We start from the raw sequence: 13,794 nt of genomic DNA on the forward strand, positions 1-13,794 counted from the left end.
CTCAGCAGTTCTCGCCGATCACCCGGAGCGAAGCCACCCGCCACGGGCCGCCCTCCCCCTCCCGCTTGAGGGTGAAGGCGCCCAGCTGCGTCGGCTTGTCCTCCAGCTGGTCGACCGGCCGGCCGGTCCGCGCGTCGTGGATCAGCCAGCGGTCGAGGTCGATGCAGTCGTGCAGCACCAGCTGCCCCGGCCCAACGTCTGAAACGCCCTCCACGCGGTGCCCCACCTCGCCCAGCAGCACCTGCCCGGCCGTACGGGAGTGCGCGAGGTTCTCCCGCAGCTCCGCCAGCTGGGTTCCCGTGGCTACCCGTTCGAGCGCCGGATCCGCGGGGTCGGGCGTGCGGTTCGCCGTGAGCCAGGCCGCCCAGTACGCGTCGTACGCCTGCCGGACCTCCGGGTCCGGGTTCCGCAGCCCGGCCTCGGCGGACGGGCGGCCGTCCGCCGAGGCGGAGGATTCAGGGGAGGTGCAACCGGTCGCGGCGGCCAGTGCCAATGCCGCACAGGCGGCGGCCCCGCCCGCGCCGCGGAGCCTCACGCCCCGCCGCCCGCGAGGACCTTCTCGGCGAACCGGACCTGCTCGCCGAGGTGCTTCTTCTCCTGGTCCAGGTCCTGCTTCCGCTTCTCCACGAGCTGCGTCTGGTAGGCGGCCAGGACCGCGGTCCAGGTGTCCGACAGCTTCGTCCGCTGCTTGCACGACACGTCCGTGGTCGCCGCGGTGATCTCCTCGGAGGTGACGGGCCCGGTCCACCGGGTGCCCTCCATCTGCTGGAGCTCCCACGGCGTCTTCACCTGGAACCCCGCCTCGCGCATGCAGCCGCTCCACTCGGTCACGGCCGCCGTGACCCGGCTGTCACCCCGGGCCCGGTCCGCGGCCTGCCGGGCGAGCTCGTCGACCAGGCCGTTCCCGGCCGGGGCCCCGGCGGGCCCCGTGGTACTGCGCGGGTACAGCTTGCGGGCCGCCTCGCCCGCGCAGCCGCCCTCCGGGGCGCCCGGGTGCGCGGGGGCCCCGTCCTGCGGGCCGAACAGGGCGGCCGTCTCGCTCGGATCGCGCTTCTGCGCCGCGCCCGCCTCCCGGTCGGGCAGCCCGCCGGACCGGTACCCGTACTCCTTGGCCGCCTCGGCGTCGACCAGCCCGATCCCGCTGGTGGTGCGCCGGGCGCCCGCGCCGGCCGTGACGTACGTGTCCGTGTTCTTGAACGAGGCGAAGCCGATGCGGTGCATACAGGCCTCCGTCAGGATGTCCTGCGCCTGCTGGAGGACCTTCTGCTGGCTCGTGTCGAACCCGTACGCATCCAGCGGGAGTGGCGCGTTCGCCGGGTCGGGCTGCGGGGTGATCTTCACCGCGGGTTCGCCCCGGTCCCCGGCCGCGCCGCCGGGCCGCGCGGGTTCGGAGGTGCAGCCGCCCAGTGCCGCGGCCGCCGCCAGGGCGGCGGCCGTCAGCAGGAGCGGCCGTCGGCGTGCAGGGAGCACGATCAGCCTTTCGGTGGTGGGCCGGTGGTCGTACACTGCGCGGCACACCCGGGGCCGGGACCGATTCCAGCGGCCCCGGCCCCGGGTGGATCCGCGTACCGGTCAGCAGTGGCCGGAGGCCCACTTCGTCAGCAGGGTCATGGAGCTGAAGCCCGTGACCCCGGTGTTGTTGTTGCGGTGCTTGTCCCACCACTTGTTGCCGTTGATCACGGTGCCGGCCTTGTAGCAGATCGGCGTGATCGTGTGGCTCGGGTAGCCGAGGCCGAGGACCGACGAGCTGGTGGTGGAGTTGGAGCGGATACGCACCCCGTTCTCGGTGTAGTCGCCGGCGTGGGCGACGGTGACCGTTCCCAGGGCGATCGTGGCGGCGGAGAGCGCCACCGCGGTGAACCTTGCTGCCTTGCGCACGCTGTCTCCTCTTCTGAGCGGACACGTCGTGGTGCAGCCGAGAGGAGAAGTCGGCACCGCCCGCAGCGGCATGCGCCGTGCTGGTCCCCCCGGTCCGGTCAACGACGATGGCACGAAGACGAATCGCGTACCAGGGGGTTGCGGGCGAGGCGGCCGGACCGGCTCGAATCATCCCTTTACACGACGGGTCCGGCCTCCAAGGGCCCTACAGATCATTTCGGGCGTTTGCGCAGGAGGGCACGGCAGCGCGCAACCGGTGCCCTTGGGTCCGCCGCTTTCGGACGATCAGGGACCGGTTCGGGGTTGTCCGGAAAACACCGCTACTCCAATGGCCTAATCGGCCGCCGGCACCGGTGGACCCGCCGGCTCCGCAGCCGCTGCCGCGGCGGCGGCCGGGGCTGCGAGTGCGTACCGCGCCCGCAGCTCGGAGAGCACGCCGAACGCCGCCGCCGTCAGCGGCACCGCCAGCAGCATGCCGAGGATCCCCGCGACGCCCGCGCCCGCCGTGATGGCGAGCATGACCACCGCCGGGTGCATCTGCACGGTCCGGCTCTGGATCACCGGCTGCAGGACGTGCCCCTCCAGCACCTGCACGGCGAGGACGACGCCGACCGCCCACAGCCCGACGATCCAGCCCCGCTCGGCGAACGCGACGAGCACGGCGACCGTGCCGGAGATGAACGCCCCCAGGTAGGGGATGTACGCGCCGACGAACACGAGCGCGCCGAGCCCGACCGCTCCGGGAACCTGCAGCACCAGCAGGCCCGCGGTGATGCACAGGGCGTCGATGAGCGCGATGAACGTGGTTCCGCGCATGAAGCCCTCGACCGCCCCGAAGGCGCGGCGGGCCATCGCCTCGACGGTGTCGCCGGACGCGCTCGGCGCGAGCGAGCGCAGCGTCCCCGCGGCCCGGTCGGAGTCCCGCAGGAAGAAGAAGATCAGCAGCAGGGCGAGGACGGCGGTGGCGAGCATGGAGGTGACGGCGCCGATACCGGCGATCACACCGGACGCGGCGGTCCCGCCGAACTTCGCCAGCAGCCCCTTCGCGTTCGCGGCCAGGTCCTCCAGCGAGGTGCCGGCGGCCCCGAAGTGCGGGGCGAGGTCCTGCCCGGCGCGCCGCAGCGAGCCGGCGATCTGGTCGCCGGTGTCGATCAGGGCGGCGACCACCACGTACGTCGCCCCGCCGACCACCGCGGTCACGGCGAGGCAGGTCAGCGCCGCGGCGAGGGAGCGGTTGACGCCCATCCGGACGAGCCGCCGGTGCATCGGGCCCAGCAGGGCCGTGCCGAGCAGGGCGAGCAGGACGGGGGTGACGGCCGTCTTGAAGACGGTGCACAGCCACACGCCGACCGCGGCCACACCGGTGACCAGCAGGACGACGGCGCACCAGGCGGCGAGGCGGCGCACCGGCTCGGGCAGCAGGGAGGGCGAAGGGCTCAGCACCCGGTCATCCAACCACGGGCCCGCCGCGATCGTCTTCGCCGCTCATCGGACCGGTGTGCCCGTCCGGGCGGGGCGGGCGGGCGCGCCAGCGCGGGTCCCGGCCCGGACGGTAACCTTGTCAGGGTTGAATCCACCCTGGTATCGCGAAGAACTGGATGACTGATGCATCGGTACAGGTCCCACACCTGCGGCGAGCTCCGCGCCTCTGACGTCAACACCGACGTCCGGCTCAGCGGCTGGCTGCACAATCGTCGAGACCTGGGCGGCATCCTCTTCATCGATCTGCGCGACCACCACGGCATCACGCAGCTCGTCGCCCGCCCCGGCACCCCGGCCGCCGAGGCGCTGGACAAGCTCTCCAAGGAGACCGTCGTCCGCGTCGACGGCAAGGTCGTCTCCCGCGGCGCCGAGAACGTCAACCCCGACCTGCCCACCGGCGAGATCGAGATCGAGGCCGCCGAGGTCGAGGTGCTGGGCGCGGCCGGCCCGCTGCCCTTCACCATCAACACCGACGACGGTGTGAACGAGGAGCGGCGCCTGGAGTACCGCTTCCTGGACCTGCGCCGCGAGCGCATGCACCGCAACATCATGCTGCGCTCCGCGGTGATCGCCGCGATGCGGCAGAAGATGACGGCGCTCGGCTTCAACGAGATGGCCACCCCGATCCTGACCGCGACGTCCCCCGAGGGCGCGCGCGACTTCGTGGTGCCGTCCCGCCTGAACCCCGGCAAGTTCTACGCGCTGCCGCAGGCGCCGCAGCAGTTCAAGCAGCTGCTGATGATCTCCGGCTTCGACCGCTACTTCCAGATCGCGCCCTGCTTCCGCGACGAGGACGCCCGCGCCGACCGCTCGCCGGGCGAGTTCTACCAGCTCGACGTGGAGATGTCCTTCGTCGAGCAGGAGGACGTCTTCCAGCCGATCGAGAAGCTGATGACCGAGCTCTTCGAGGAGTTCGGCAACGGCCGCCACGTCACCTCCCCGTTCCCGCGGATCCCGTTCCGCGAGTCGATGCTCAAGTACGGCAGCGACAAGCCGGACCTCCGGGCCGCGCTGGAGCTCGTCGACATCACCGACGTCTTCGCGAACTCCGAGTTCAAGGCGTTCGCCGGCAAGCACGTCCGCGCCCTGCCGGTCCCGGACACCGCCGCGCAGCCCCGCAAGTTCTTCGACGGCCTCGGCGACTTCGCCGTCTCGCTCGGTGCGAAGGGCCTGGCCTGGGTGCGCGTCGGCGAGGACGGCTCGCTGACCGGCCCGATCGCCAAGTTCCTCACCGAGGAGAACGTCAAGGTCCTCACCGAGCGCCTGGGCCTGGCCCCCGGCCACGCCGTGTTCTTCGGCGCCGGCGAGTTCGACGAGGTCTCCAAGATCATGGGACCGGTCCGCGTCGAGGCCGCCAAGCGCGCCGGCCACTTCGAGGAGGACGTCTTCCGGTTCTGCTGGATCGTCGACTTCCCGATGTTCGAGCGGGACGAGGAGACCGGCAGGATCGACTTCTCGCACAACCCGTTCTCCATGCCCCAGGGCGGCATGAAGGACCTGGAGGAGAAGGACCCGCTCGACATCCTGGCCTGGCAGTACGACATCGTCTGCAACGGCATCGAGCTGTCCTCCGGCGCCATCCGCAACCACGAGCCCGAGGTCATGCTGAAGGCCTTCGAGATCGCGGGCTACGAGGCGGAGACCGTCGAGCGCGAGTTCGCCGGCATGCTGCGCGCGTTCCGCCTCGGCGCCCCGCCGCACGGCGGCATCGCCCCGGGCGTCGACCGCATCGTCATGCTCCTCGCGGACGAGCCGAACATCCGCGAGACCATCGCGTTCCCGCTGAACGGCAACGCGCAGGACCTGATGATGGGCGCGCCGACGGTGCTGGAGGAGTCCCGCCTGCGCGAGCTGAACATCGCGCTGCGCAAGCCGGTGGAGACGAAGACCTCCGAGCCGGTCGAGAAGGCCGTCAAGCAGCACCAGTAAGCCGCCGGCCCGCGGCGGCTGCGGCCGCCGCGGCCGACGGACGGCGAAGGCGCCCCCGCCCCGGATCTCTCCGGGGCGGGGGCGCCTTCGTGTCGGTGCGAGGCGGGGGCGCGGCCGCTCAGAAGTGCTCCAGAACGCCCTTGAGCAGGGCGGCGGAGGTCAGCTCGCGGGGGGCGGGGCCGGCGTGGAAGAAGCCGGTGTTCGCGCCGTCCAGCCTGCGCAGGAAGTCGAAGGCCTTGTTGTCGTGGTCGCCGAACGCGACGAACTGCCAGTGGACCTCCGGTGCCGCCTCGGCCGCGTCCGCGAGCGCCTGCTTCGCGGGCTGGCGGCTGTCGGGGGCGCCGTCCGTCTGGAACACGACGAGGGCCGGGCCCGCGCCGCCGTCCTCGCGGTACCGCTTCAGGACCTGCTCCACGGCGACGTGGTAGCTGGTGCGGCCCATGCGGCCCAGCTCGCCGTTGCGGGCCTCCGCCCAGGAGGCGTCGTGGGTGTCGAGGGCCAGGTCGGCGGTGCCGTCCACCTCCGTGGAGAAGAAGACGGTGTGCACGGTCGCCTCGGTGTCGAGGTGCGCGGCGAGCGCCAGCGCGTGGTCGGCGAGGTGCTGGGCGCTGCCGTCCTTGTAGAACGGGCGCATGGAGCCGGAGCGGTCCAGGACCAGGTACACCTTGGCGCGCGCCCCGGTACGGCCCTTGCCGCGGAGCACCTGCCCGGCGGCCTTGTAGGCGGCGGCCACCTCGGGGGCCCGCTTCCGCACGACGGCAGCCGCGACGGCAGGCCCCTCCGTGACGGGCTCGGCCGCGGGCTCGGGCTCCGGCTCTTTGGCGGGTGCGGCTTCGGTGGCGGCGGAGACGGGCTCGGCCTCGGGTTCCGCTGCGGCTTCGGGCTCGGCCTCCGCCGTGGCGGGCTCGGGCTCCGGTTCGGCGGCGGGCTCCGGCTCGGCCTCGGCCTTCGCCGCGGCTTCGGGCTCGTCCTCCGCAACGGCAGGCGCAGGCTCGGGCGCGGCGGCGGGCTCGGGCTCCGCCTCGGCCAGGGCCCTTTCGGGTGAGGGCTCGGTTTCGTCCGTGGCGGGCGCGGGCTGCGCCTCGGGCTCGGCGAGGACCTCGGCTTCCGCGGTCGCGGCAGCTGCGGGCTCCGCCTCCGTCTGCGCCGCGGGTGCGGTCTCGGCAGCGGCCTCGGGCCCGGCCGCGGCGGCCTCCCCGGTCGCGGCCTGGGGCTCGGCTGCGGCTGTGGCCTCGGGCTGCGGCTGCGGCGCTGCGGCTTCGGCGGCCGGCTCCGCGGCCTCGGCCTCCGGCTGGGCGGGGGCTGCGGCAGCGGCGGCGGGCTCCGCCGCCTCGGGCGCCGGCTGGGCCGCGGCTTCGGGGGCCGGTGCGGGCTCCGCGGCAGCGGCAGCGGTGTCGGACTGCGGCGGCTGGGAGGGGGAAAGGGGGCGGCGGGCCTCGGGGACGGTCGGGTCCGCTGCCGTCGCGGTCAGAACGGCGGCGCCCGCTTCGCGGTCGCGCGGCGCGGACTGCGGCGGGACGGTCGGGTTGTCGAAGGACGCCGCGACGAGCTCGGCCGCCGCGTCCAGCGGGTTGCGATCCGCCTGGTTCGGCACGCCAGGCGAAGAGGAGGTGGAGGTGGCCTCGGTCGTCTCCGGAACCGGCTCGGCGGACCGTCCGAAAACCTTGCGCAACAAGCTCCGAATACCCATGGGCCAGGCCTTTCGCATGAGTGCGTGCGTCTTTTGTCCGTGCTGCGCGGTTGATCCCTGCCCAGAGTGGACACGTAAGGTTATCGGCCCCTCGGCTGGAACGTCGGCAGGGTCACCCTTCGTGGCGCCCGGCCCGTTCCGTCCGTTTTCGGCCTTCTCCCACATCTCCTGTTTGTTCCGGTCCCCACGGGGAATTGCCCCCGCGGACCGCGCTGACCGGCACCGTATCGCGTCCCTCCGTTTCACTGAAGCGGCGCCGTACGAGCCGAATTGGGAGTTTTTGCGTCAGGTGTCGGGTGGCTTCCGCTCGCCGCCGGAAGTGGCCGAAAGACGGAGGCCTCCACCCGGCCCGCCCGCTTTGAACGTGAACTCCCGCTCCGACGTGCCCGGTTCACCGCGCGTTCATCCCGCAGCCGCCGTATCGGCGCGGGCCCGCCCTAGCGTCACCGCTGGATCCGGCCGACTTTCCGTCGGCCCGTGCAGCTACGGAGGATTTCTCGTGCGCAAGCTCCTGCCGCTCATCGGCACCCCGCACGGGGGCGGCCGTTCCGCCCTCACCTGCCGCTACCGCTGCGGTGATGCCTGCTTCCACGAGGTTCCCAACACGAGCGGCAACGAGTACGTCGGCGATGTCATCGCCCGCGCCTACTCGCGCCGCTCCATGCTGCGCACCGCCGCCGTCGTCACTGTCGCCACCGCCGCCGGCACCGCTGCGGCGGTCGGCGGCAGCGGGTCCCCCGCGAACGCCGCCCCCGTGGCGGACGCGCTCGCCGCCGGCGGCGCCGGCGACGCCGCGGGGGCGCGCGGCCTGCGCTTCACGCCCGTCGCGCCGAACACACACGACCGGGTCACCGTCCCCGCCGGCTATGAGCAGCACGTCGTCATCCGCTGGGGCGACCCCATAGTCAAGGGCGCCCCCGCCTTCCACCCGGACCGGCAGACCGCCGCCGCCCAGGCAGGCCAGTTCGGCTACAACAACGACTTCCTCGCCCTGCTCCCGCTCGGCAGCCGCTACGAGCGCCGGCAGCTCCTCGTGGCCAACCACGAGTACACCGACGAGCAGCTGATGTTCCGGGGCTACGACCCGGAGAACCCGACCCGCGAGCAGGTCGAGATCGCCTGGGCCGCGCACGGCCTCGGCGTGGTCGTCGTCCAGGAGGACCACCGCAGCGGCAGGCTGACCGCCGTCAACCGCCACCCGCTCAACCGCCGCCTCACCGCGACGAGCGAGTTCCGCCTCTCCGGGCCCGCCGCCGGCAGCGACCTGGTGAAGACCTCCGCCGACCCCTCCGGCACCCGGGTCCTCGGCACGCTGAACAACTGCTCCGGCGGTACCACCCCGTGGGGCACGACCCTGCACGGCGAGGAGAACTTCAACCAGTACTTCGCCAACGCCGGGAAGGTCACCGACCCCGTCCAGGCCGCCCGCCTCAAGCGCTACGGTGTGACCTCCGGCGCGTCCGAGCGCAAGTGGGAGCGGTTCGACAAGCGCTTCGACGTGCTCCAGGAGCCCAACGAGCCGAACCGCTTCGGCTACGTCGTCGAGCTCGACCCGTACGACCCGCACTCCGTGCCGCGCAAGCGCACCGCCCTGGGCCGCTTCAAGCACGAGGGCGCGGAGCCCCGGCTCACCGAGGACGGCCGCCCGGTCGTCTACAGCGGCGACGACGAGCGCTTCGACTACTTCTACAAGTTCGTCTCCTCGAAGCGGATGATGAAGGGCGACTCCCGGGCGGCGAAGGAGCACAACCTGACCCTGCTCGACGAGGGCACCCTCTACGTGGCCAAGCTGACCGGCGACTCCCCGGCCGCGGAGTTCGACGGCACCGGCAAACTGCCCGCCGACGGCGCCTTCGACGGGTCCGGCACCTGGATCAAGCTGGCCACCGCCTCGCCGTCCGGGAACGTCTCGCACGTCGAGGGCATGACCGCGGAGGAGGTGTTCGTCTTCACGCGGCAGGCCGCCGACAAGGCGGGCGCCACCAAGATGGACCGGCCCGAGGACATCCAGCCCTCGCCGCGCACCGGCCGCGTGTACCTGGCGCTGACCAACAACTCCGACCGCGGCAAGCCCGGCAAGCCGGGCGTGGACGAGGCCAACCCGCGCAACATCAACAAGCACGGCCAGATCCTCGAATTCGCCGAGAACTTCGACGACCCGGCGGGCGACGGATTCGCCTGGCGGCTGTTCCTGGTCGCCGGCGACCCGAACGACCCCTCGACGTACTTCGCGGGCTTCCCGAAGGACAAGGTCAGCCCGATCTCGTGCCCGGACAACGTGGCCTTCGACCCGCACGGCAACCTGTGGATCTCCACGGACGGCAACCAGCTCGGCTCCCACGACGGCCTCTTCGGTGTCGCGACGGCCGGCCCGCGCCGCGGCGAGCTGAAGCAGTTCCTGACGGTGCCGCGCGGCGCCGAGACCTGCGGCCCGCTGGTGCAGGACAAGCGGATCCTGGTCGCCGTGCAGCACCCGGGCGAGGTTGACGGCGCGTCCGTGGAGAAGCCGGCGTCGGCGTGGCCCGACGGGCCCGGGAAGCTGGTCCGGCCTGCCGTGGTGGCCGTGTGGCGCAAGGACGGCAAGAACATCGGCGTCTGATCCGGCCGGATCCGCCGGACGGGTGGCCGGCCGGCTGCGGGGTGTGTTTCACGTGAAACACACCCCGCAAGCCGTGTCCGTCACTCCCCGGTCAGCCGCCCGACGGGCAGTCGGAGGGTGGTCACCGCGCCCCCGTCGGGCGCGTTCGAGAACGCGATGCCGATCCCCAGGACGGCCGCCTGCCCGACGGCGATGGTCAGTCCCAGCCCGTGCCCCCGCCCGCGGCCCGGGTCGCCCGTGCGGAACCGCTGCGGCCCGTGCTCGATGAGCCGGCCCGGGTACCCGGGCCCGTGGTCCCGTACGGTCACGACCGGGCCCTCCACGCTCACCTCGATCGGCGGCGCCCCGTGCTTGTCGGCGTTGACGAGCAGGTTCGCCAGGATCCGGTCCAGGCGCCGCCGGTCGGTGACCACCTGTGCGTCCCGCACGACGCGGACCGAGGCGTCCGACCGGGCCGCGGCGACGGCCCGGCGCACCGCGTGGCCCAGCTCGATGCGGGCCAGGTCGGCGTGCTCGACGCCCGAGTCCAGGCGGGAGACCTCCAGCAGGTCCTCGGTGAGCCGGTGCAGCGCGTTCAGCCGGTCGTTGATCATCTCCTTGGGCCGGCCGTCGGGCAGCAGGGAGGCCGCGGCGATCGAGCCGGTCAGCGGGGTGCGCAGGTCGTGGGCGACGTCCGCGGTGAACCGCCGCTCCGCCTCCAGACGGTCCTGCAGCGACTGCGCCATCGAGTTCAGCGCCTGGGCGACGTCCCGGACCTCGTCGCGGTGGCGGGGCCGCTGCTCCGCCCCGTCCTCCCGCGCGGTCGGGAAGTCGACGCGGGCGTCCAGGTCGCCGGCGCTGATCCGGCGGGCGACGGCCGCGGTGGCCGTCAGCCGCCTGCTGATCCGGTCGGCGAGGAACAGTCCGGCCAGGGCCACCACGCCGGCGGCGACCGCGGAGGCGGCGAGGATCGCGGTGTCCAGGTCGCGCAGCCGGGAGCGCGTGCCGCCGTACGGGACCCAGACGGCGAGGGCCTTGCCGTCGGCGGGCCCGGCAGCCCACATGACGGGCTTCCCGGCGTGCGCGCCGACCATGCTGCCCGTCCTGCCGCGGGCCACGAGCCTGCGCAGCGGCGGGGGCAGCCCGGGCGGGTCCAGGGCGGCGTTCACGTCGCCGTGTGCGGAGCCGTACTGGTACAGGACGAGCGCGTGGTCCAAGGCCAGCTCGGCCTCCTTGCGGACCTCGCCGACGACCTGCCGGGCGACCACGTCGTGCACGAGGATGCCGAGCACGGCGGCGACCGCGCAGCACACCGCGGTGGTGGTCAGGGCGATCTTCCAGCGCAGGCTGCCCGCCCTCCGCATGCCGGCCCGGCCCCTCAGCCCCGGACCGCCGCGCACGGGACGGAGCCGGTCTTGAGCGTGGGGCACTCGTCGAGGGTCAGCTCGGTGAGGTTCATGATCCCCGCGTCCGGGTCCCACACGTAGTCGGAGACGGACACCTTCTCGGGGTTGGAGGTGGGCTCGCGGACCGCCAGGTGCTCGGCCGCCACCTCGACGCCCTCCAGGACGCCGCGCCGGGACAGGATCCGGGTGATCGAGCCGTCGTCGCGGACGGTGTAGACGCGCAGTTCGCTGACCCGGCCGTCGACGTCCAGGGCGGTGATCAGCTCGTCGCGGCCGTCGCCGGTCACGTCGTGCAGCACGGGCGGCCGCACCGGGCAGAACGGTCCGCCGTCCACAGCCTGTGTACAGAGCGCGAGCCGCTGCACGGCCCGGGGGTCGACGAGGCGGCCGGTGCCGCCGTCCTGTTCGGCGGCGGCCGTGATGTCGGCCCGCACGATGTCCAGCGCGTCCACGGACCGGACGTCCAGGCCGGCGGCCTTGGGCAGGCCCGGGACGACGGCCGCGGCGCCGGGCTGCTGGCCCGGGTCGGGCGGGTCCGGGTGGATGTCCCTCCACAGGGTCTGCGGGGCGTGGACGGTGCCGAGGTCGCCGTCGTCCCGCAGTCCCTCCACGTCGGCGCAGCCCGCCGCGGCCGCCGGGGCGGCGGCGAGCAGCAGGGCGGCCGCGGCGCGGCGGCGCCCGCCGCGGTGCCGGGGAAGGGGGCTCATGTCCCGATGCTCCCCCGCCCCGGGCCGGGCGGCCCGGCATCAGGCCCGTTCGGGGGAGGCGAAGCCGTGCGCGGCGGCCACCTCGTGGCGCACCGGGGCCAGGACGGACTCCTCGTCCCAGGAGCGCTCCGGGGGCGGTTCCAGCCGGTCCGGGGTCCGCGCGGTCCGCACGCCCGCGGCCAGGGTGCGCAGGTCGGCGCTGATCGCCTCCACCTCGTCCGGCCCGGGCGGCGGGGCCCCGTGGTTGACGCGGACCCGGGCGGCGGTGGTGGCGTCCACGACCCGCTCCACGGCGACGACGAGCGGCCACCAGGCCGCTGCCCGCGTTCCGGCCGGCGGCGGCTCGGTCAGCGCCCGCTGGAACTCGCTGCGCACGCCCGACAGGTCGCGGTAGATGCGCCGCCGGGCCTGGAGGCGGGCGGTCCGCGCGGCCCGCAGCCCGGCCTCCGTGGCCGGTCGCGGCCCGAACGCCCGCTCCACGTACCGGGCGGCGTCGTCGACCGCGTCGGCGAGCCGGTCCCCGATCCGGCTGCGCCAGCTCTCCGGCCACAGCAGGTATCCGGCGACCAGGGCGATGGCGCAGCCGATCAGGCTGTCCACCAGGCGCGGCCGGATCAGGTCGAAGCCCTGGTGGTTCAGCAGGTCCGACAGCAGCAGGATCACCGGGGTGATCGCCGCGGTCTGGAAGGCGTACCCCTTCGCCGAGAACGCCGGGATCAGCGCGGCGAGCACGGCCATGACGGGCACGTCCCACCAGCCGCGGGGGACCTCGGCGAGTACCGCGGCGGCGACGACGAGCCCGCCCGCGGTGCCCACGGCGCGCAGCACGGCCCGCGAGAACACCGAGCCGAAGTCCGGTTTGAGGACGAAGGTGACGGTCAGCGCCACCCAGTACGAGCGCTCGACGGGCACGAGCGAGACCAGCGACTGCGCGATCCCGATGCACAGGGCGAGCCGCAGCCCGTACCGCCAGGAGGCCGGGGACAGCGCCATGTCGCGTACGGCGCGCCGCGCCCGGACCGTCAGCGCGGCGGGCCGGCCCAGCTTGTCGTCGATGCGGTGCGGAAGGGGTTCGGCGTGGTGGACGACCGGCGCCGCGTGCCGCAGCGCCGCGTCCAGGGCCCGTTCGGCGCGGGTGGCCGGCTCGGGCAGGTCGAGGGCGGGTGTGCCGGTGCGCCCCTCCTCCACGGCCCGCGCCAGTTCCCGCACGGCTGCCGGATAGGCGGGCGGCAGGGGGCGGCCGCGCAGGTGGGCGGCGGGTGCCGCCTCGACGAGCGGGATCACGACGTTCAACTGGGCGAGCATCCGCACCAGGGCCGGGCTGCGGCCGTGGACGCGGGCGCGACGGCCCAGGACCAGGTCGTACGCCTGGTTGAGGGTCTGCGTGAGCCGGCGGCGGCGCTCGTCGTAGCCGGGTCCTCCGGCCGCCTCCAGGGCGTCGGCGAGGGCCCGGTACGTGGCGGCGACGGCGGCCCGCTCCGGTTGGCGCCCGCGCAGAGGCCAGCCCAGCAGGGTGAGGGCGAGGACGAACAGGCCGCCGGCGGCGAGCAGCAGCGGGGCCGCCCACCAGGGCCGGGGCAGGGGAAGCCCGGCCCCGACGACGGCGTTGAGCAGGAGCAGCAGCCCGGACACGGATGCCACCGTGCCGATCGAGGAGATCATTCCGGAGACGAGGGCGATCAGGGTCAGGGCGCCGACGGCGACCCAGCCGTGTCCGAAGACCAGCGTGCCCAGGGTGACGCCGACCGCACCGAAGAACTGCGGCACGGCGATGTTGAGGATCCGCATCCGGTAGGCGTCCGCGGTGTCGCCGATGACGCCGCTGAGGGCGCCCATCGACACCAGCGCCCCGTACTCGGGCTCGTCGAGCGCGAAGCCGACGGCGAGCGGCGCGGACAGGGCGACAGCGGCGCGGGCCACGGCGGCCCAGGGGATCGGGGCGGCCTCCGGGCGAAGCCCGGAGAGCAGCCATGCCGGGGGCGCCGGTGTCCGGGCCCGGAGCCCGGACGGTATGCGGTGTGCGCGGTCGCTGCGCTCCCTGTGCTCGGTGCTCATGTCCGCTTCGGTGCCCCCGCCGCTCGCGAGTCGTCTGCCGGTCTCGGATCTGCCGTGGTGCCGCGCCCC

10 protein-coding genes are annotated in these 13,794 nt (G+C 73.9%); 2 read left to right on the top strand and 8 right to left on the bottom strand.

The window, feature by feature from the left end:
- Window position 1: 1 nt before the first annotated feature.
- From C0216_RS00750 to C0216_RS00765, 4 genes are all read right to left on the bottom strand, one after another.
- Window positions 2–535, bottom strand: coding sequence for a hypothetical protein (locus C0216_RS00750; protein ID WP_114053382.1), 534 nt, complete (start codon window positions 533–535; stop codon window positions 2–4).
- Window positions 532–1,470 carry a hypothetical protein gene (locus C0216_RS00755; RefSeq protein ID WP_162793094.1) on the bottom strand — a complete coding sequence of 313 codons (939 nt, stop codon included), beginning with the start codon at window positions 1,468–1,470 and terminating at the stop codon, window positions 532–534. The genes C0216_RS00750 and C0216_RS00755 overlap by 4 nt, the downstream gene beginning before the upstream one ends.
- Before the next feature lie 102 nt (window positions 1,471–1,572).
- Window positions 1,573–1,878, bottom strand: a complete 306-nt coding sequence (locus C0216_RS00760) for a hypothetical protein (protein ID WP_114053384.1) — start codon at window positions 1,876–1,878, stop codon at window positions 1,573–1,575.
- A 333-nt stretch (window positions 1,879–2,211) separates the two neighbouring features.
- Window positions 2,212–3,318, bottom strand: coding sequence for an AI-2E family transporter (locus tag C0216_RS00765; protein ID WP_114058370.1), 1,107 nt, complete (start codon window positions 3,316–3,318; stop codon window positions 2,212–2,214).
- Window positions 3,319–3,483: 165 nt separating this feature from the next.
- Between C0216_RS00765 and aspS the strand changes: the two genes are divergently transcribed.
- A complete protein-coding gene (gene aspS, locus C0216_RS00770) occupies window positions 3,484–5,289 on the top strand; it encodes an aspartate--tRNA ligase (protein ID WP_114053385.1) in 1,806 nt (601 codons plus the stop codon).
- 118 nt (window positions 5,290–5,407) lie between these two features.
- Here aspS and C0216_RS00775 read toward each other — a convergent pair whose 3' ends face one another.
- On the bottom strand, window positions 5,408–6,883 hold the full coding sequence (locus C0216_RS00775) for a VWA domain-containing protein (protein ID WP_342777083.1): 1,476 nt from the start codon (window positions 6,881–6,883) through the stop codon (window positions 5,408–5,410).
- Between the two features lie 595 nt (window positions 6,884–7,478).
- On the opposite strand from C0216_RS00775, the gene C0216_RS00780 reads away from it, so the two are divergent.
- Complete coding sequence (locus tag C0216_RS00780) at window positions 7,479–9,578, top strand: PhoX family protein (protein ID WP_114053387.1); 2,100 nt, start codon at window positions 7,479–7,481, stop codon at window positions 9,576–9,578.
- Between the two features lie 80 nt (window positions 9,579–9,658).
- Here the strand turns inward: C0216_RS00780 and C0216_RS00785 are convergent, their stop codons facing one another.
- Genes C0216_RS00785 through C0216_RS00795 form a run of 3 tightly spaced genes read right to left on the bottom strand, consistent with a single transcriptional unit; the run spans window position 9,659 to window position 13,725 of the window.
- Window positions 9,659–10,921 carry a sensor histidine kinase gene (locus C0216_RS00785; RefSeq protein WP_114058371.1) on the bottom strand — a complete coding sequence of 421 codons (1,263 nt, stop codon included), beginning with the start codon at window positions 10,919–10,921 and terminating at the stop codon, window positions 9,659–9,661.
- A 14-nt stretch (window positions 10,922–10,935) separates the two neighbouring features.
- Window positions 10,936–11,670, bottom strand: a complete 735-nt coding sequence (locus C0216_RS00790; RefSeq protein ID WP_246042240.1) for a hypothetical protein — start codon at window positions 11,668–11,670, stop codon at window positions 10,936–10,938.
- A 39-nt stretch (window positions 11,671–11,709) separates the two neighbouring features.
- Window positions 11,710–13,725 carry an FUSC family protein gene (locus tag C0216_RS00795; protein WP_114053388.1) on the bottom strand — a complete coding sequence of 672 codons (2,016 nt, stop codon included), beginning with the start codon at window positions 13,723–13,725 and terminating at the stop codon, window positions 11,710–11,712.
- Window positions 13,726–13,794: the final 69 nt, after the last annotated feature.

Source organism: Streptomyces globosus (assembly GCF_003325375.1).
Lineage (GTDB): Bacteria > Actinomycetota > Actinomycetes > Streptomycetales > Streptomycetaceae > Streptomyces > Streptomyces globosus_A.

Excerpts from the sequence above, each read along its gene's own strand:
- aspS (WP_114053385.1), top strand. The coding sequence starts at position 3,484 with ATGCATCGGTACAGGTCCCACACCTGCGGCGAGCTCCGCGCCTCTGAC.
- C0216_RS00785 (WP_114058371.1), bottom strand. The coding sequence starts at position 10,921 with ATGCGGAGGGCGGGCAGCCTGCGCTGGAAGATCGCCCTGACCACCACC.
- C0216_RS00790 (WP_246042240.1), bottom strand. The coding sequence starts at position 11,670 with ATGAGCCCCCTTCCCCGGCACCGCGGCGGGCGCCGCCGCGCCGCGGCC.
- C0216_RS00795 (WP_114053388.1), bottom strand. The coding sequence starts at position 13,725 with ATGAGCACCGAGCACAGGGAGCGCAGCGACCGCGCACACCGCATACCG.